This window comes from Cryobacterium lyxosi, from assembly GCF_004403345.1.
Lineage (GTDB): Bacteria > Actinomycetota > Actinomycetes > Actinomycetales > Microbacteriaceae > Cryobacterium > Cryobacterium lyxosi.
The window spans coordinates 228,219-246,249 of the sequence record NZ_SOGT01000015.1; the positions used below are offsets into that span (position 1 = coordinate 228,219).

Genomic DNA, 18,031 nt, shown 5'->3' on the forward strand with positions numbered 1-18,031 from the left:
CCGAACGACGTTTGAGGCCGCGAGCCGAACGTTGCACGGATTGATCAGGCTGGGGACGGCCAAGGAACCTCCGCGGGCAGCACGTGGTCGACCACACTCGCACCTCGACGGCCTGCGAGGGTGGACGGGCCGCTATGCCCCGGAAGCCGTTGCCCCCACTCGTAGAGACGCCGGCCGGATTTGCTGTCGCCTCGGGTCGCGCGAGGGTGCCTCTGATGTTCTCTGTGGCGGCTCGTAAGGCCTGAGCCTTCCGGGGTCATGTCCCGCTGAGGAATGTGCGTGACCGGTAGATGTTCGGCTTACGGTCACTTCTTACCGCTATTTATCCACCCAGCTGTGGACCCATGCCGTCGTTCTTTTAGGACGAATCTTCTTTAAGACATTTGCAAATAAGTTATCTGTGCCGGCCGCGGCAACTAGACACTGGCCTTGGAAGGCTGATTTGGCTGACCAGGGCGAACCACGTTCAGCCTGCCGGTACAGGCCCCTGGGCTTGGATGCGGCGCCGCCCGACGGCTATCAGTTCGTCCCTGGTGCTTCACCGACTCGCTTAGCCACGGCGTAGCCTTATCGCTAGCGAGGATTCGAAAAACCTCCATCAGGTAAGGCTGTCTGCCGAAAGCTAAACGATGGAATCAGGGGTAGTGTCTGGCACCAGCCCGAGCCACCGCATCGAGTTGGTATTCTCGACTAGTCCGTCTGCCCAGCCCTCCTGTCGTAACACGGCGGGTCCTTCCGGCTCTGATATCTCGCTCGTGTAAGCGGCGCGGGCCAGTTTCGCTGCGTCCTCAGTACCGAAAAGCACAGCGTAGCTGTCCAGGTTCCAGATTCTTCCTAGCAGCGCACCTCCGTCTTTCGCCGTGTAGAGAACGACGGCACGACCGTCAGCGGCCTGTCCGCCAGCCACCCAATCTTTCTCCGGAGCTATTCGCGGTGTCTGCTGCAACTGCTGCCGGATGGTGCGCAGGAACAGTTCAACGTCAACGGTCATGTTGTGAGTCGATACCTTTGGGTGCGTACGACCAAGTTGTCGTCACTGTTGGAGTTTCAGAGGTTCGAGACGCCGAAGCCGGCTTTTCCGTGCCAATAGCCCGGTCCACCCAGGCTGGGCAGGAAAGCGCGCCGTCGGGATTGACGCAGTAGGCCGTAGTGATTCCCACAACGGCATTCAGGGTGACCCCGTAGGATCGCCCCGCCCTTACCGTCCTCGGTGACCGCGACGGCGCGTTGGCTGACCCGCTGGTCATGAGCGAGATGCAAAGTCGGTTGGATGGGTTGAATGAATGGTCGCGTTTGTCAGCCGTCAGCAGCGACAGGAGACTGATGAGGAGGACCTCATCCAGTCTGTGACGCTGCTGCTTCATCGAGACGACGGCATTACCTGGCAGCAGGGCGACGCAACGATGACCGTTCGGGCGGGGTGGTATTACTCGCCCGAGCAGGATGGGTATGGCCGGAAGACGATCGTAGACGACAACGTGCATATCGAGAGCACCTTCGGCTCGAGACCGACGCCCTTCTGGGAACACTTTGTGGAACAGCGCAAGGTCGCGAACCTGATGGTCTTCCTCTTCGGGCGACCACTGTCGTTCCGCGAGCATAAGCTGCGCGATGACCTTTTTGCCTCGCGGATGATGGACGGGCGTATCCACGCGCATCCGCTAACCGAGATCATCAGTCGGCACACCTGCCAGGAGCGGCGCACCGAAGTTCCGTCCAAGAAGGATCTAGGACATCCGATCGCGCACATGGCCCAGATCGGGGCCGAGGGACTCGCGACATGGTCGGAAAAATACGAGACTTGGGAGCGTTTCATTCTCCCTAGCGTGAGCGTGTTGGGTCGACCTGGGAGGTTCATCGAGGATGTCGTCATTTCAACTTCGATGAGCATGGAAGCGGCCGGCGGCATCCTTGGTGAATGTGCCGGCGAACGAGTGACGTGGAGCCGAGGGCGCATCTCAAGACCCACGACTGCGACGTACGTCTATAGATGCCTAGACGCGCTGGCAGTGCTGTGGCCCGAGCGCATTCGCGACCGCGTCGGGCTGTCGCGAGCTATTGCCAACAACTACAACGATGTCAAACACTTTGACCGGGGCGAATTCCCTGACCACGACGAGTCCTACGTCGTAAGCGAGGTCAACCAAATGGTCGTACGCCTACTGGCGATCTACATAACCGGCCGAAGCGAAGAGCTTCTCTCGTCATATCGTGAAGGCAACAATCTCTACACGATCAAGCAGGTGCTCGACGGGTACGGACTCCGAGTTGACGAGACCGGTCGTTGGCATCGCGACACCGATGACGTGCCTTCCGACCAATAGGCAGCTTGCTCGACCTCATCGACGCATCGATCGCTGAGAATACGAAAGGTCGGAACAGCGACCAGCCATCGATCAGCTTGGGCTCGCGGTTTCGTGCGCAACAAATTTCCACCTTCCCGCGAGCCAAACGTGCGGGATTCGGAGCCCTGAGGAAACTAATACGCTGCCTCCACCGCGTGTACGACGCCTGCCCCAGAAGACATTCGTCCAGCGGGACTGACCGTGGTTGCATCGTCTGTGAGGGGGACTCGAAGACATGGTGGTCGAAGAATGCTTATCCGGACAGGGAAATCATCCGTCAATGGCTGCGGTGCTGAGCCGTTGAAGGAGGTCCGCGAGCAGTGTCTGCTCCGCGAGGCTGAGGACGGCTGTGATGGCGCGCTCGGTCTCGAGGTGATCTGGCAATGCCGTCTCGATAAGATCTTTTCCAACATCGGTGAGCGCGACGAGTGTGCCACGGCCGTCGTCGGGGTTTGCCTGGCGCACGACAAACCCCCGACTCTCCAATTTGTTCAGTCGCTGGGCCACTGCGCTTGTTGAAATCATGGCCTCACGTGCCAGCTCCAGCGGGGCGATCCGATAGGGGGCACCGCTTCGCAGGAGGGTTGCGAGCACGTCAAAGGAAGCAGCGTCCAAACCGTGCTGGGCGAACGTTTTAGCGAGTCGCGATTCCACGACGAGGGCGGTGCGACTTAATCGACCGACGACGGCCATCGGTGATACATCAAGGTCGGGCTTTTCTGTATTCCACTGTTCAATGATTCGATCGACTTGATCCGGCATTAAGTCATAGTACCAAGTGGTAAGCACTTAGGTATAATAACTAAGTGCTTAGCAATCGAACTTTTATGTTGATGACAACAGCTTTGGCCCCGACGCTTTGGGGCACAACCTACCTGACAACCACGATGCTGCTGCCGGAGGATCGGCCGCTGCTCGCGGCTACGTTGCGCGCACTGCCGGCGGGAATCCTCCTACTCATGCTCTGCCGAACGTTGCCACATGGCGCATGGTGGTGGAAATCCTGGGTCCTTGGCATGCTCAATATCGGAGCGTTCTTTGCGTTGCTCTTCATCGCGGCCTACCGACTCCCGGGCGGTGTGGCCGCAATCATCGGCGGGCTTCAGCCACTCGTCATCGCCCTTCTTGCCAGCCGCGTGCTCCACGAACGATTGACAGGCCGGGTGGTCATCGCCGGCGCTACCGGCCTATTCGGCGTAAGCCTCATCGTGCTCCAGGCCCAAGCGCGCCTCGACACCATCGGCCTCCTGGCTGCTCTTGGCGGAACCCTTTCCATGGCATCCGGGATCGTGCTCACCAAAAAGTGGGGGCAGCCCGCGCCCCCACTCACGACCACTGCATGGCAACTCATCGCAGGAGGCCTCTCCCTCCTGCTCTTCATGCTCCTGATCGAGGGCCTTCCCGTTGCTCCCATGACACCCCTGAACGTTGTCGGCTACACCTATTTGTCGGTCATCGGCACCGCGTTCGCCTACGTCATGTGGTTTCGTGGAATCGCACAGCTTGCGGCGAGCACCGCGGCTTTCCTTGGCTTACTCAGCCCCGTCGTGGCCATCCTCCTCGGCTGGGTAATCGCCGGCGAAAACCTCACCCCAATGCAGATAGCCGGGATCGTCATCGTCCTCAGTTCAATCTCCGTCGCCATCATTTCCAAACCCGCACAGACTGCCCGTGCCTCGAAAAGACTTGCCGATGAGCCTGCCCGTTAGCGGTCCCCCTGCGGGCCGCAGGCGCAGCCGGCCTGAGGCGGCAGGATGTTTGGCCGTGATCGGTTCTGCGTCGTCTAGGCCACTCATGAGTGGCAGACTTAGGCCGTGAGCTACTCCGACATCCGTTCGGCTACCCAGGCGGGGCAGCAGGAGGACACACGGCTGACTGTGTTGTGGCGCAGGCCACCGCTGCGCGGTTGCGTCGTGTGGGACCGATCCCGACCGGCCAATTCTGCAGGAGTAGCCGTGTGCCGGCTCATCCGCCCGGTAATCCACGATGGCCTGGACGACGGTCGCCGGGGAATCTACCGCGAGGATGTCTGCGCAAGCGGAACCCTGCTTGCGCATAAGAAAATGGTGTCGGTTCGCAGACAGTGCAGTTGCCCTTGTCGAGCTTAAGCGTAAGGTGCTTTTGAGAATGCCACCTACTCCAATGGTTCATTCTGGACTACAGCCCTCCGTCCTTTGGAAGGTCTCCCGGAATACCGGCGATAGCATCCGTTTGTCAGGAAGAGCCGTCAGAGTGCGTGTAAACAGAGGCACCAACGGTAATCATGAAAGGATTTGTCATCATGAAAGTTGTACGATTTTCTGCCCCCAATACTGCCTTGGAGTTCGCCGAGTACGATCTTCCCGACGTTCTGCCCGGACACGTGCTCGTGAAGGTCGCGGCCAGTGGTGTGTGCCACAGCGATGTCATGCCCGCCGCAGGCATGGCTTCGTCCTATCCCCGTGTTCCCGGGCATGAGGTTGCCGGGACCGTCGAGACCCTTGGGGAGGGCGTCTCGCAGTGGTCAGCGGGCCAGCGTGTGGGGGTGGGATGGTTTGGCGGAGCCTGCTTTACATGCACCCCATGCAGGCGCGGGGACTTTGTTTCATGCATCGTGGGAAAGGTCACCGGACTGACCGCGGACGGCGGCTACGCTGAGTATCTGCTCGCCCCCGCCGATGCCCTTGCAGCCGTACCTGATGCTCTCGCATTCACGGATGCGGCTCCGCTGATGTGCGCCGGAGTGACCACGTTCAATGCTTTGCGTAACAGTGGTGCTCGGGCCGGGGATGTCGTCGCTGTCCTGGGACTGGGCGGTCTGGGTCACCTCGGGGTCCAGTTCGCGGCCAAGATGGGTTTCGAGACGGTTGCGATCGCACGCGGCGCCGAGAAGGAAGCATTCGCCCGCGACCTTGGCGCCCACCACTACATCGACAGCACCATCAACGATGTCGCGGCGGAATTGAAAAAGCTTGGCGGCGCGCGCGTCGTCTTGGCCACCGTTACCGATGCCCACGCGATGTCTGTAACTGTCCCTGGACTCGAACCGAGGGGACAGCTAATCGTAGTCGGCGTCCCGCAGGAGCCCCTTGCTGTGAGTGCCGTGGACTTGGTGCTCGGTAGTCGTTCCGTAGCCGGGCATGCCTCGGGAACAGCGAAGGATTCAGAGGACACTCTCCGTTTTGCCGCCCTGACCGGCGTTCGCCCGATGATCGAGACCTATCCGCTTGAAAAAGCGGCTGAAGGCTTTGACCGCATGATGTCTGGTGACGCCCGATTCCGCGTGGTCCTAACCGTAGATTAACGAACTGGTAGCCGCTTTTACCGTCGGCCTCGGTGAGGCGGCACCGGCGTTTTTTGGGCGCTACCCGGACTGACTGATCAAGGGTGGAATGGCCGTTGCTGTCAGCGATGGATGTGGGTGGCTTGTGAATTCGTCGAGTATCCGGCGCTGAGGTTGGGGCGATTTATAAAATCGTCAAATATCTGACGCTAAGAGGTTATGGGGGGCGTTCGGTAACGATCGTTCGCCAAACATTCCGGGGCAGGGTCAGCAATCCTAGAAACACGCAGCACCTGAGGTAACGCGTGGCGTTTACCCACCACGCTGCACCCGGCCATGACGTCAGTGACGTGAGACCTTGAAAAAGGAGGACTTCCAGTGCTGAGTGGAGATGTTCAACGTCTCACTTTCACAACGGAGGTCCGTAGTCACACAGTGATGTCAGATTAAACGTTCGCCGCGACCGCACTCGATGCCATCACTGACCAGCCAGGAACTCGAACGCACCCAAGCCGGCTTTGCGGCTGTGCGGGCCACAGGGTACCTTCCCGGCCGGAAACGCATCATGACTGACAGTAAGATCCCTGCAGCAATACAGCTGCTCGATGCCGATACGACACCACGCGACGTTGCGCGTGACCTGGGCGTCTCCATCCCTTCGCTGTTTGGGTGGATCCCCGCACAGGGGAGGCCGTAATTCCAGGTGCGTTTACACCGACCGAAACACTATGGGCCCTATTTTCGGTTGGCGTTAACACGCCGCCAGGAAACACGTCGTCGTGGCTAGTTTCGGTCATGGCATTTGTTTGTTTCTACTTGGCTCGTTCCGCCAGGCCGAGGCGACCGCAGACGTCGGACGCGCCGGGGATCACGGCGGCCATTCCATTGGACAAGACACAGACCGTGAGCGGTTCGGGGACAGGGTAGGAAAATGATCGGTCAACGGGATCTGAACGAACCCCACTCTCGATACTTGCGTCCAGGGCATGCTGGGCCCAGAGGTCTGAGCACGCGGCCAGGGCGTCATTGATTGACACCGGACCCCCTTCGCTGTCGCCGATGGTGCCCTCGAGGCTGGTCACGCGAGCACCCGGGAATTCCCCCCACATGTTGAGCTCCGCTCGAGCGAAGCAATTGATGTGATCGGTTCTCGTCACCTGCGCTTGGACGGCGACGACGGCACCGGCAGTCAATACGAGGGTTCCAATGACTGCGGGGACGACCATCCGAACGCGTCGAGCACGACGAAGTCTCAGATTCTCTGGCGTTCCTGGTTCGGCAATGTTCACGAGGAGGGCTCGGATCGCCGCACTGCGGTTCGCAGTGAAGTGCGGTTCTGTCGGCGTGTTGTTCATCATGTGCTTTCTCCCACAGCTGATGGGGATGGTTGGATCGGGTTGTACACGGTGACGACGAGAGCGAGGTGTTGTTTTGCGCGGAATAGCCGGGATTTGACGGTGCCCGGAGGTATTCGAAGAAGCTGGCTGACGTCCGTCATCGACAGGTCTTCCAGGACACACAGCAGGAGTATCTGTTGGTCTTGGGAGTTTAGGTGCGTAAAGGCGCGCTGAACCGTGTTCCCTGTAGAGCCGAGGTCGATCGCGTCGAGCACCGCTTCACTGTGGTCAGGCACAGAATCCGGCGGTGGAAGCCTTCGGAGAAGTCGCTGATGTCGGAGACCGGACCGAAGTTGATTCCGGGCCACGTTGTGAGTGGTTACAAGGAGCCACCCGAGGATGGACTCATCAACGAACCGAACTCGTGTTCTGCAACGCCAAGCTTCGAGGAACACCATCGCAGTAATATCCTCAGCCTCCGCCTGTGTGCGGACCAGCCGAAGGCTGTGAGCAAAAACCCGATTTCGGTGGCGGTCAAACAGGACACCAAACGCGCGTCCATTCCCGCCGCGGACGTGCAACCACAGCGCGGAGTCTGTGGCTTGGGAATCAAAGGTGTCCATACTCAACAATGTCCGGCATGGAGGCATTGGTTCCATCCAATCCGCGTGCAAACCGAACTTCAGAAAGTGGGCTATCCACGTAACTGCCGCGATCATCGCGCACACGCCTTCTGGGTGTCAACCCTGCGACGAGGCAATGGATCTCTTTGATGTGATCAGGAATATCGGACTCTGACCGTGGTAGTTACTCCGTTTCGTGAGATAGGGCCATGTAGCAGAGCCGGAAACCCTGAGCGTGTTACGTAGTCCGTTTCGTGAGCTGACCTCTTTATCGTTGATGGCGACTGCGTCGCGGTCGGTTTCACCTGGGTGGGACATTCGACGACAGGCGACTTTGACGGCATGGGAATAAAGCCATAATATGAGTTTGCAACTCACATACTGAGTTCTCAACGATGAGGAGAAACGCTATGGACGACTGGGCAGTAATCGCGGTGACCGCTGGGGTGATCGTCGCAATGGTTGTGTTGATCGTCAAAGTGCACCTGAACCCGGCCGTGGCATTGGTTATCGGTGCCGGTGTGATCGCCCTCGTCGTCAGCGGGAATGTGGCGGAATCGGCCAGTATCGTCACCGGCGGATTCGGCGAGATCATGGCCGAGATCGGCCTGCTCATCGCGTGGGGCGTGCTCATCGGTGCCATTTTGAGCGAAGCCGGGGCCATCCAGCGCCTGGTGGAAGGGCTTTTGCGAATCTTCGGGGCCCGCCGAGCGCCCTACGCGTTCGCGACGACTCTCGCTGTGGCGCTGCCCTCGATCTATATCGACGTTTTGCTCGTCATGAGCGCACCCTTAGGGCGACGGATGGCGGCACGCCTCGGTCGCACCGGCACCGCGCGGGTTGCCACCGCCATCGCCGTCGGACTCGAATGCGGCATCGTGATGATCGTGCCGGGCGTGGGCGCCCTCGCCCTTGCCGGGCTTCTCGGCGTGCCGCTTGGCATGATGGTGCTTGTCGGCGTAGTGGTCACCGTGCCGACGATCCTCCTGACACTCTTCGTGATGTATTTCGCCTATGACCGTGGTTTCTGGAATCCCGAGCGCGATGAATCCGTGACCATCATCGACACGGAGGCTGACGAAGACGCCGACGATGAGTATGCCACCCGGCCGGCGACAGGCTACACCTCAATCATCGCAACGGTCGGCGCCCCGCCCCGCGCGCGGACCCGTGTACAGCAGTCGACCCGCGAGCCCGCTCTTGCGCTGCTCTTTGGGCCCATGATCGTATCGCTGCTGTTCGTTGCCACCGGTGCGATTGTGCAGGCAACGGATGCTGACCTCGGCCCGATCAGCATCCTCTTCGAGCCGGTCTTTGCACTGCTGGTCGGGTTGCTCGGCACGAGCCTCGTTGCCCGGCTCACCATCGGCGGCGAACGAGTCGAGAAGGCTGTTTCCCGCGGCTTCCGGGAGTCGGGTCAGATCCTCATTCTCACTGGCGCGGGAGGTTCCCTGGCGGCGGCCGTTGCATCGACGGGCATCGGCGAGATTTTGGGCTCCCTGTTTACCACCACGACTGTCGCCCCGCTGCTGATTGTTTGGGTCGTCGCCGCAGTGCTTCACATGGCTATCGGATCGGTGTCGATTTCGGCCATCACTGCCGCGGGGTTGCTCGCCTCCGTTATGAGCGAGATCGACGTTGCCCCGGTGCTCGTGGCCCTCGCCGCGGCCGCCGGGTCCCTCTTCGCCGTGCACGTCACCTCGAATACGTTCTGGTTGCTTCAGATCTCGCTCAACCAGTCCACCCGCGGCACGTTCAAAACCTGCACGCTCGCGGTATCCGTCGCCTCCGTGATCGCACTCGGCCTCACGATGCTGCTCAGTTTGGTGCTGTGATCGCCGAACCAAGTGCTTGGCTCAGACGGGCGCCGGCCGCGACCACCGACGGAGTGAGGTGGGTGACGACATCCGGTGTCATGCGCGAACTCGGACCGAGCAGGCTCAGGGCCCCGAACAGCGAGCCGCCGTGTTGGAACACCGGTGCGGCGACACTGCTCACCGACGACGTGCGTTCGCCGACGGTGTACGCAAAGCCGCGCTCGCGCACGGTGACGAGGGATCGGCGCAACTCGTCGACATCGACAATCGTCTCTTGCGTCAAGGCGGGCAGCGGATGCTCGAACACCCGGGTCGCGAGCTCGTCGTTCCACGCCAGCAGCACCCGGCCGGAAGACCCGACGTTCACCGGCGTCACCTCGCCGAGGGCGATCACCCGTCGTACACTGTGCCGACTCTCGGCCATCGCGACGCACACGCGCAGCTCGCGCGTGGAGATGAACAGGCACGCGGTTTCACCGGTCTCATCTCGCAGGGCCGCGAGCACGGGCTGTGCCAACTCACCCACATCGAGACCGTGGAAAGCGGATGCCGCCCAGGTCGCCATGCGCAGACCGATGCGAAATTGGTCGCCGTGGCGGTCGAGAAACCCGCTCTGCACGAGATTGGCGACCAGGCGTTGCACCGTCGACGCCGGCAGCCCGGTCGCGGTGCGCAGATCGGCCAGCGACCGCTCCGGTGTCGAAAACGTGAACGCGTCGAGGATGGTACTGATTTTCGCCAGCACGAGCAACGGACTGTTCGACGCTACTTTGCCTGCCATTCCGCGAGTTTATCGGTATCCCCAACCACTCATCAAAGGAGAACCCATGTTCGATGCATCACGACAGGACAGCACTGTGTCCCTGGCCGACAACGGGACCGTATCGGAGGCTACGTATTCGCTTGCGCTCATTCCCGGTGACGGCATCGGCGTCGACGTCGTGGCCGCCGCCCTTGTGCCGTTGCAGGCGGTAGCTGACAAGCATGGTTTCGCAGTGCGGCAATCGACCTTCGACTGGTCGTGCGCGCGCTACCTCGAGACCGGATCGATGATGCCCGACGACGGGCTCGAGCAGCTGAGTGGGCACGATGCGGTTCTTCTCGGGGCGGTGGGGTGGCCCGCACAGGTGCCGGACTCGGTATCGCTGCATGGGCTGCTGCTGCCCATCCGTCAAGGATTCGATCTCTTCGTGAATATGCGCCCGCACCTGTTGCTTCCCGGCATTACGGGGCCGTTGCGCAAATCTGAGTTCGATATTCTGGTGATTCGAGAGAATACCGAGGGTGAATACTCCGGTGCGGGCGGACGCGTGCATCAGGGCACCAAGATCGAGGTCGCGGTTGAGACGGCGATTTTCACGAGGGCCGCAGTCGAGCGTATTCTTCGCTATGGGTTCGAGCAGGCGCGCTCGCGCTCGGGTCGACTCGCTTCGGTCACCAAATCGAACGCGCAGAAGCACACGATGGTGTTCTGGGACGACGTGACCGACGAACTCGCCGCCGAGTACCCAGACGTGACCGTCACGCGGTACCACATCGATGCCATCGCGGCTCGATTCGTGACCCACCCGGAGACCCTGGACGTTGTTGTGGCGTCCAACCTGTTTGGCGACATTCTCTCCGATATCGGAGCGGCCATTCAGGGCGGACTCGGGTTCGCCGCGTCAGCAAACATCAACCCTGACGGCGGTTTTCCGTCGATGTTCGAACCTGTGCACGGATCGGCGCCCGACATCGCTGGCCAAGGCATCGCCAACCCGATCGCCACCATTTGGAGCGTCTCGCAGATGCTGCAGCACCTGGGGGAGAGGGCGGCCGCAGCCGACCTGCTGCGCGCGCTCGGCACCGTCACGGCCACGCCCGAGCGGCTCACCCCCGACTGCGGCGGCACCGGAACCACCGACACTGTCGCCGCCCAGGTCGCCGCCGCCCTATGACCTGCGCGGCCGCCGGATCGAGCTGGTCGAAATCTCGCGGTCGTTCGTGCCTTCACTGCTGACGACCGCGGTATCGGCCTTAAGGTGCTCACCGGCGAGGGCGCCGCGATCGACACAACGACAAAGCAGGCGGGAAAGACCGCACTCGCGAGTGCAGTTCCTCCCGCCTGCTCGTCCATGTAGCTTTGTCGAACCCCGGGTTTGGTGAAGGCTCGGTTGGACCCGTCCATTCCGATCCGCGAGACGATCGAAAGTGTGAGGAAAAGCTATGGCCTCCTCGACGTCATGCAGCGCTCAGACAACGAAGAGCGTCAGTGGATCCTTCACGCCAAAACCGTTCCGGAGTTCCGCCACGCCCCGAAACGGCTACTCGATCCGCAGTCTCAAGTGAAGAGGCTCACGCCACCTGGACCAACCAACAGTCCCACGACGATGAGCACAATGCCCCAAAGAATCTGTCGTCGAAATAGCGCGAAAATGCCTGCAATAACGAGGATTACTGCAATGATCCAGAGAATTGTTGCCATGGTGCTGCTCCATTTCATTCAGCGCCGACGGGCCGTACGCCCATAGCGGTTTTCGATCTGTTGAATCGAACGTACCCCTGCTCGGTCTCTGACCACTGTGTTTTATCCAGAATGTCGTGGAGGTGAGACGCTGTCATCATGTGTTAGCGGCCATGCGAAACGACCAAGAGAACCCAAGCACGGTCACGTCCCCCCGAGGGAATGCCCCTTTTGATGTCGAGAGACTTTTTGTTCCGGATTGGGTTGTTGAGTTTTGTCGTCGAGCTATGCGCTGAAGGCGACTTCCAGATTGGTGTCAGCACGTTGTGTAATTTCGAGTCGCCGTAGGCGCTGGTAGGGTACGTCGAGTTGTTTGGCCGCCTCAGTGAGGACGATTCCGAGGGTTTGACGACGTTGTCGAAGCCGCGGTCCGATAGGTAGCGCGATGGTGGGATTCTGGGTGAGCAATGCGAATATTTCGCTGGCGACGTGGCGTTCGAGGCAGCGGACGATGTCGCGGTCGGAGAGGCCTTCGGTGGTCCGCCAGGCGATGTAGGCCGTACGGGGTTCTTTGTGGTGTGTGCGAAGCAGCACGATGCGGTGCAAGGCCGCGTTGGCCTGCCGGTCACCACCACGAGAGAGACGGAAGCGCTGCCGTGTTCCGGAGGATGCCGGTAGCGGTGCGGCGCCGCAGAGGGCTGCGAATTGACCCTTGGTGGTAATGCGATTTGGATTATCACCGGCGGTGGCGAGCAGGTGCAACGAATGGGCCGACTCCGCTTGCGGCCATGCGGGCCGGGTTCTGACGAACGCCGAGGACAGTGAGTTGCTGGTTGATATGGGCAATGTCTGCCGTCAGCGCCTGGTGGCGTTTCGCGGATGCTCGAGCTATCACCCCCGCAGTGGTCCCCGGCGCCGGACGTGTGCACGCGAGAGTGACCGCCATTTTGGCGCCGTCAAAGCGACGAAAATCCTGTTGGACTGCCTCGGGCGCGCTGACCAACAGTCCGTGGAACTGATTGATGCTCGCGATGCGTGCCTTGGTGGCTGAGGCGCGTTCCGCGAGCAAGATCCGCATCGATTCGATATCGCCGTCGCGTTGTCGGACACGGCGTCATCGAAAGTGGACATCCCCTCCGAAAATTCCGAACTCCGTACCGGCTACTGCGGGAGTGGCTTTCTCGTCGGATGTTTCCCAGCGCCTCGCCAGCATTCGCGCTTAACCTGCGGGGCGAGCGGATCCCAACTCTCCGTTGCCGCGGAAGAGACTTAGACGATGCCGAGAACGATTTTCCCGTGGAACGCATCACGGCTGGCGGTGGTCCGTCGTCTTCAACCTCCGCGATTCCTCCAGGTCACCAAGATTGCTGTTGCTGTGGCGATTGCCTGGACGCTGTCCCCTTTTCTCCCTGGGGACGCTCAGGAATTGCGGTACTACGCGCCGCTGGGCGCACTTTTGAGCATGCACCCAACGCTTATGCGTTCTCTCCGCAGCGCTTTACAAACCCTCGCTGGGCTGGCCGTCGGAATCGCCCTCGCTGGGGCCGTGCTCCTCCTGAGCGAGCCCAGCGTGTGGACGATTTCGCTGGTCATCGGCCTCGGCTCTCTTATCGGAGGAATGCGATGGCTTGGTGTCGGCGGGGAACAAGTACCCCTGACTGCTCTTTTCGTTCTCATCATCGGCGGCCCGGAAGCCGATGATTACTCGGCCGGTTATCTCGCCCAAGTCTGTCTGGGAATAGTGGTGGGACTTTTGGTCAACCTGCTAATTTTGCCGCCTCTTGCTATCGGCACGGCTGTCGAGCGGTTGACTATTTTTCGAGGCACCCTGGCCACGCACCTCAGCGATATCGCCGTGGCCTTGGTCGAGAGTTGGCCTCCGGAGCGTGAACTCTGGGCGACCAGGGGCGGCGCACTTACCAACGCGGCCCGAGATGTCAGGTCGGCTGTGCAATACGCCGACGAGAGTCGTAAGGGGAACCCTCGCGCTCGGTTCAACCGCAGAAATCTTGTTGCCGACTATGAGGACCTCGCGGCTCTGGAGAACGTCACTTTTCACGTGCGCAACCTGACTGAGGTTTTCACGGGCATGATCTGGGGTAAACCTATTCCCCTTGAGCTGCCGTCCGAGCTGCGGCCGGTTCTGAGCGATGCCCTGCACGCGGTCGCGGAAACTTTGCGTGCCACAGACGACAGCCCGAATGATAACGCACCCTTTGATGCTGCCGTAGTGGCAGTCGAGGCGATTCTGCACGGCATGCAAGAGTTGGGTGCCGGGACGACATCGCTCAGCCCCACGGCCGCGATCGTTATCGATCTGAAGCGCATTTTGGTCGCGCTACGCCCTGGCACCGAGAGAGATTCTGAAGAGCCTCCCTCGCCCGTCGTTTAGCCCGTCTCATCACTTGTTCACGCTGCCGAGGTTCCGTGCACAGATACCTTCTCGTTCGTGCCTGTGCCTGTGCCGGTGTTGGTGTTGGTGGGACTCTGTTGTCGACCGGGCATTCATCAGTACATGACTTGTCCTTGATGTCCACGCACGGCAGAACGATGACGTACGTCACAGTGCTACCCGCACGGTGTACTGCAGGATTAGCTCCTGACAGAACCTGATCAGGCGGCCATCCCAAACACCGCGGGCACTTCATCGAGAGCGTTAAGAATGGTCTTGGCAATCGGCCGGCCCAGTGACACGCACCCATGATCGTTTTGCGAGGCTGGTTAGCAGAATTTGGGTGAGAGCACGTTTGTGGGCGCTCACCCGCGGCGTACCGAAGCGCGTCGGGCAGTCCCAGGCCTCGGCCAGGCCGACTGCCTGCGCAGCTACCGGGACATCCGTCTCGAAGCATTACGGCAGAGCGGTGTAGATCGAACCTTCCAATCGGGCGAATTCGATCATCAAGCCCCGGTAAGGAATGGGAGCATGGCTTCCAAGAGAACGTAGCGGCCCACAACCTGTCCAAGGCTGCAGCAATGCATTTTTCGCGGTGAGCGCGATGCCGTGACCACCGATAAAAGAGTTCGGCCGTGGTGTGAGTGCGTCCAGTTGTGCGGGATCGTGACGCGGCGAGACTGTTCAGCTCGTTGATCACCGCTTGGCAGCGAAGGGCCCACCGGTGCACGATGGCTGCGTCGGTAGTGAACCCCATTCGCGGCCACAAAAGCGCGATACTACCCTGCCCGTTTCCGCGCAGGGTATCGGCGGAGTGTGGGTGCATCTTCCTCTTCGTGTCAGGGACGTTGTCGGCAAGAAGTAAATTCCACTGGTGACACAGGCTCTTACTTTCGTCGGTCACGATCGGCGCCGCTTTCGTTGCTGGTTCTGACGCGCGGTTTGTGCCACACGGACTCGACGCGGGCGATTTCGTCGTCAGTTGCCATCCGGAACGGTCCGGCGCTTGTCACCTCGACCGAACGCCGGGACTGACCGCGGGTAGCGACAAGGCTGGCGACGATCGACACGGTCAAGATGGAGGCTATGACGAGAAGCGATACCGTGGTGGGGATGTAAAAGACTTCGAGCAGCAGCATTTTCACCCCGACCCAGACGAGGAGTACAGCGAGACCGATCTTCAGATATACGAAGCGGTGCATTAGGTCGGCGAGGAGAAAATACATCGCCCGGAGCCCGAGGATCGCGAACGCGTTGGCGGTGAAGACGAGGAACGGTTCGGAGGTGACGGCGAATATCGCGGGAATAGAGTCGACGGCGAAGACGATGTCGGTGACCTCGACGAGCACGAGTACGGCGAGCAACGGGGTCGCCAGAAGAATCCCGCCTTTCCTAATGAGGAGGCGCTGTCCGTAAAAGGCATCGGTCATCGGTACGTGCCCGCGGAACCAGGTGTAGGTGCGTGATTTCTCGGGGTCGAAGTTTTGATTCCGATGGCGGAGCATCTGAATGCCGGTGAAGACCAGGAACGCGCCGAAGATGTAGAGCACCCAGCTGAAGTTCTCGATCAGGGCAGCGCCTGCTGCAATGAAGATCCCGCGAAAGACCAGCGCTCCGAGCACGCCGAGAAACAAGACGCGGTGCTGAAACTGTGGTGGTACGGCGAATGCGGTGAAGATGATCGCCCAGATGAATACGTTGTCGACCGCGAGTGACTTCTCGATCACGAAGCCAGCGAAGTATTGCTGCCCGAATTCGGCGCCGAATAGCCACCAAATGATTGCGCCGAAGGTGACGCCGGACGCGACCCAGAAGATCGACCATCCCGCGGCTTCCTTCACACCGATGATGTGCGCCGTGCGATGGGCGATGAGGTCGATGGCGAGCATGGCCATGATGACACCAAGAACAGTCAGCCAGGCCCATAGAGGAACAGTCATTGCGGATGCTGCCTTCCGAGGTAAATTCACTCGGAGGTCTGGTCCAGCCTGGTCGGGCCAACTCCGCCGAACCCCGATGACGGGATCGAATTGACGACGAAGCTTCTAGGGATTACTCCCCTCCTGGGGGTAGTAAACCAGACTTCAGCAGCAAAGTCGATAGGTCAATGAACTTTCTGCCACCAACCGACGACGACGCTATTGACGTCGACCGAGAACAGAGCCAGTATTGCCAACAATTTCAAGCGGTCAATGCAACTATTGCGAAACATCACGACCGTATCGCTTAGAAAGCCCAAACTTTGTCACATATTGACCAGACAGTCAAAATGGTACAAAAGATCAGCGGGCACGCCAAAACGACGTGAATTAATGATCTTCGCCGGATGCTAGAACAGTGGCCCCTTAGTGGCAACGATCAATGGCGTTATCTCAACCGCTATGTGACCGATTTCTTATTCATCAATTGTCTTGACAAGCCTCATTTAGATCACATCAGTTCTACATGCTGCCCTCGGCCCCGTCAGCGGATTCACTCACCATGTCTAGGGAGCGCCATGCCCACACGTATCATTCAATCGTTCTAGCCCACACAGTGACCGTCGCCGAGACGGAGCCTCGTTCCCTGGAAAACAGTATCGGCGCTCATCTGCTAAACGAACGAGTGGCCGCGGGTGATGCACTCGCCTTCGGCACCTTGTATGACGCCTTCGTCGCCGACACCTATGCAATCTGTTTGTCTAAGTGTACGAATCCGTTGTCGGCCGACAAAGCCATGGCAAAAACATGGATCTTCATTTGGAGCCACGCCGCTACACTCAGCGAACAGGCGGGTTCAACGAAATTCATTGTGCTGTCCGCTGCCTGGACTGTCACCTCGCGCGCGGCAGATACGTCCCCACCTGATTACCCGTGAGGCCCGTTAGGCCGCTCGTCTTTCAGGCTGGAGCGCCGCGGTGGCAGTACTTTGATGGACAAGGTTCATAGTTGGTTCAGAAGCCAGAATCGCGAGGGTTGAACGCTGAAATTGGTCAGAAGGCAGCACAGACCTCGGAGTTGATTCGAGGCTGGGTTACGACGAATCGGGCGCCGATCAGCGGCGAGTTTTGGGAGCACCCGTCGGGAACCGTCCCGGTGTTCTGCGTACGTATGCTGAACGGGCACATCCTTCGCGCTGGCGACAGTGCGCGCTCTGTGACAGTGCTTCGACGCTCAGCGAAGCCCACGTGCACACCACGGTGTCGCCGCGAAAGCCTTCGGGGTGTTTTTTCTAAATTTTCATGACATTTGTGGACGAGGAAACGTCTTATTGGTGACTGCGTTACACACCGACGATTCTGAGGGGCACATGCCGCAACGTGATACCCCCGTTCGAAGCCTGCATGACATCGGATTGGCCGCTTGGTTCGATGGTTCGCTCATGGGTGCGGTCGAGCTGAACGGTGCGGCTGCAACGGTGAAGGGTCCGAAGGAACGTATTTCTGTGGCTGCGACGGGTTGGAAGCGTTGGGCTCCCGTGCAGATGGCACCATTTGTCGCAGTCGATATCGGCGGTGCGGTGCTGATTTTGGGTAACACGGCCCGTCGTGCTGATTCTGGCAGCCAAGCAGAGGGGGCAGCAGCGTCCGGTTGCAGGCCGGATGGAGCTCATCACGAAAAGCTGACCGCTTCGCTCCGTTCCGGCCGCGCTCCGCGCGCAGTCCCCACCTTCCAAATGAAAAAGAGCCGTGATGACAAGTACTACTCGCAACATCGAGAAATTGGGCGAGGTGTGGCCGGTCCGCATCGCTAACAATGAAGGGGTTTCTGTGTCGTATCCCCAACAGACACCGTGCGCAGCTGACGATCTTGAAGTCCGCAATCTGTCCGATC

Annotated in this window: 17 protein-coding genes; 8 read left to right on the forward strand and 9 right to left on the reverse strand. The window is 60.1% G+C overall.

Annotated features, from left to right (window positions below; all coding sequences use genetic code 11):
• Positions 1-622: 622 nt before the first annotated feature.
• On the reverse strand, positions 623-991 hold the full coding sequence (locus tag E3T27_RS14550; RefSeq protein WP_134573588.1) for a hypothetical protein: 369 nt from the start codon (positions 989-991) through the stop codon (positions 623-625).
• Between the two features lie 292 nt (positions 992-1,283).
• Between E3T27_RS14550 and E3T27_RS14555 the strand changes: the two genes are divergently transcribed.
• Complete coding sequence (locus E3T27_RS14555) at positions 1,284-2,324, forward strand: hypothetical protein (protein ID WP_134573590.1); 1,041 nt, start codon at positions 1,284-1,286, stop codon at positions 2,322-2,324.
• Between the two features lie 291 nt (positions 2,325-2,615).
• Here the strand turns inward: E3T27_RS14555 and E3T27_RS14560 are convergent, their stop codons facing one another.
• Entirely contained in the window at positions 2,616-3,107 is a 492-nt protein-coding gene (locus tag E3T27_RS14560; protein WP_104196292.1) for a MarR family winged helix-turn-helix transcriptional regulator, read from the reverse strand.
• Between the two features lie 65 nt (positions 3,108-3,172).
• On the opposite strand from E3T27_RS14560, the gene E3T27_RS14565 reads away from it, so the two are divergent.
• Positions 3,173-4,054, forward strand: coding sequence for an EamA family transporter (locus E3T27_RS14565; protein WP_104196291.1), 882 nt, complete (start codon positions 3,173-3,175; stop codon positions 4,052-4,054).
• A 572-nt stretch (positions 4,055-4,626) separates the two neighbouring features.
• The gene (locus tag E3T27_RS14570; RefSeq protein WP_104196290.1) at positions 4,627-5,628 is read left to right on the forward strand and encodes an alcohol dehydrogenase catalytic domain-containing protein; all 1,002 of its coding nucleotides are present in this window, start codon (positions 4,627-4,629) and stop codon (positions 5,626-5,628) included.
• Positions 5,629-6,419: 791 nt separating this feature from the next.
• Here the strand turns inward: E3T27_RS14570 and E3T27_RS14575 are convergent.
• On the reverse strand, positions 6,420-6,833 hold the full coding sequence (locus tag E3T27_RS14575; protein WP_166786220.1) for a hypothetical protein: 414 nt from the start codon (positions 6,831-6,833) through the stop codon (positions 6,420-6,422).
• A gap of 128 nt (positions 6,834-6,961) precedes the next feature.
• Entirely contained in the window at positions 6,962-7,663 is a 702-nt protein-coding gene (locus E3T27_RS14580; RefSeq protein ID WP_338144904.1) for an RNA polymerase sigma factor, read from the reverse strand.
• 314 nt (positions 7,664-7,977) lie between these two features.
• On the opposite strand from E3T27_RS14580, the gene E3T27_RS14585 reads away from it, so the two are divergent.
• A complete protein-coding gene (locus tag E3T27_RS14585; RefSeq protein WP_134573596.1) occupies positions 7,978-9,402 on the forward strand; it encodes a GntP family permease in 1,425 nt (474 codons plus the stop codon).
• On the opposite strand, the gene E3T27_RS14590 is transcribed toward E3T27_RS14585, so the two are convergent.
• On the reverse strand, positions 9,386-10,165 hold the full coding sequence (locus E3T27_RS14590; protein ID WP_134573598.1) for an IclR family transcriptional regulator: 780 nt from the start codon (positions 10,163-10,165) through the stop codon (positions 9,386-9,388). The two genes, E3T27_RS14585 and E3T27_RS14590, sit on opposite strands and share 17 nt — an antisense overlap.
• Positions 10,166-10,211: 46 nt before the next feature.
• On the opposite strand from E3T27_RS14590, the gene E3T27_RS14595 reads away from it, so the two are divergent.
• On the forward strand, positions 10,212-11,321 hold the full coding sequence (locus tag E3T27_RS14595) for a tartrate dehydrogenase (protein ID WP_134573600.1): 1,110 nt from the start codon (positions 10,212-10,214) through the stop codon (positions 11,319-11,321).
• A 383-nt stretch (positions 11,322-11,704) separates the two neighbouring features.
• On the opposite strand, the gene E3T27_RS16645 is transcribed toward E3T27_RS14595, so the two are convergent.
• From E3T27_RS16645 to E3T27_RS16650, 3 genes are all read right to left on the reverse strand, one after another.
• Positions 11,705-11,848 carry a GPGG-motif small membrane protein gene (locus E3T27_RS16645; RefSeq protein WP_166786221.1) on the reverse strand — a complete coding sequence of 48 codons (144 nt, stop codon included), beginning with the start codon at positions 11,846-11,848 and terminating at the stop codon, positions 11,705-11,707.
• 264 nt (positions 11,849-12,112) lie between these two features.
• Complete coding sequence (locus E3T27_RS14605) at positions 12,113-12,589, reverse strand: transposase (protein ID WP_158251766.1); 477 nt, start codon at positions 12,587-12,589, stop codon at positions 12,113-12,115.
• Complete coding sequence (locus E3T27_RS16650) at positions 12,564-12,905, reverse strand: hypothetical protein (protein WP_166786222.1); 342 nt, start codon at positions 12,903-12,905, stop codon at positions 12,564-12,566. The genes E3T27_RS14605 and E3T27_RS16650 overlap by 26 nt, the downstream gene beginning before the upstream one ends.
• Before the next feature lie 240 nt (positions 12,906-13,145).
• Between E3T27_RS16650 and E3T27_RS14610 the strand changes: the two genes are divergently transcribed.
• Positions 13,146-14,219, forward strand: a complete 1,074-nt coding sequence (locus tag E3T27_RS14610) for an FUSC family protein (protein ID WP_277612409.1) — start codon at positions 13,146-13,148, stop codon at positions 14,217-14,219.
• Between the two features lie 887 nt (positions 14,220-15,106).
• Here the strand turns inward: E3T27_RS14610 and E3T27_RS14620 are convergent.
• Positions 15,107-16,159 (reverse strand): TerC family protein, encoded by a 1,053-nt coding sequence (locus E3T27_RS14620; RefSeq protein WP_104195606.1) that lies wholly within the window; start codon positions 16,157-16,159, stop codon positions 15,107-15,109.
• A 595-nt stretch (positions 16,160-16,754) separates the two neighbouring features.
• Here E3T27_RS14620 and E3T27_RS14625 point away from each other — a divergent pair.
• The gene (locus E3T27_RS14625; RefSeq protein WP_134573606.1) at positions 16,755-17,075 is read left to right on the forward strand and encodes a hypothetical protein; all 321 of its coding nucleotides are present in this window, start codon (positions 16,755-16,757) and stop codon (positions 17,073-17,075) included.
• A 345-nt stretch (positions 17,076-17,420) separates the two neighbouring features.
• Complete coding sequence (locus E3T27_RS14630; RefSeq protein WP_134573608.1) at positions 17,421-17,951, forward strand: hypothetical protein; 531 nt, start codon at positions 17,421-17,423, stop codon at positions 17,949-17,951.
• Positions 17,952-18,031 lie beyond the last annotated feature (80 nt).

Bases quoted from the DNA above. Each gene is read 5' to 3' on its own strand.
- E3T27_RS14550 (WP_134573588.1), bottom strand. From the start codon at position 991: ATGACCGTTGACGTTGAACTGTTCCTGCGCACCATCCGGCAGCAGTTG.
- E3T27_RS14555 (WP_134573590.1), top strand. From the start codon at position 1,284: ATGGTCGCGTTTGTCAGCCGTCAGCAGCGACAGGAGACTGATGAGGAG.
- E3T27_RS14560 (WP_104196292.1), bottom strand. From the start codon at position 3,107: ATGCCGGATCAAGTCGATCGAATCATTGAACAGTGGAATACAGAAAAG.
- E3T27_RS14565 (WP_104196291.1), top strand. From the start codon at position 3,173: ATGTTGATGACAACAGCTTTGGCCCCGACGCTTTGGGGCACAACCTAC.
- E3T27_RS14570 (WP_104196290.1), top strand. From the start codon at position 4,627: ATGAAAGTTGTACGATTTTCTGCCCCCAATACTGCCTTGGAGTTCGCC.
- E3T27_RS14575 (WP_166786220.1), bottom strand. From the start codon at position 6,833: ATGGTCGTCCCCGCAGTCATTGGAACCCTCGTATTGACTGCCGGTGCC.
- E3T27_RS14580 (WP_338144904.1), bottom strand. From the start codon at position 7,663: ATGATCGCGGCAGTTACGTGGATAGCCCACTTTCTGAAGTTCGGTTTG.
- E3T27_RS14585 (WP_134573596.1), top strand. From the start codon at position 7,978: ATGGACGACTGGGCAGTAATCGCGGTGACCGCTGGGGTGATCGTCGCA.
- E3T27_RS14590 (WP_134573598.1), bottom strand. From the start codon at position 10,165: ATGGCAGGCAAAGTAGCGTCGAACAGTCCGTTGCTCGTGCTGGCGAAA.
- E3T27_RS14595 (WP_134573600.1), top strand. From the start codon at position 10,212: ATGTTCGATGCATCACGACAGGACAGCACTGTGTCCCTGGCCGACAAC.
- E3T27_RS16645 (WP_166786221.1), bottom strand. From the start codon at position 11,848: ATGGCAACAATTCTCTGGATCATTGCAGTAATCCTCGTTATTGCAGGC.
- E3T27_RS16650 (WP_166786222.1), bottom strand. From the start codon at position 12,905: ATGCGGATCTTGCTCGCGGAACGCGCCTCAGCCACCAAGGCACGCATC.
- E3T27_RS14620 (WP_104195606.1), bottom strand. From the start codon at position 16,159: ATGACTGTTCCTCTATGGGCCTGGCTGACTGTTCTTGGTGTCATCATG.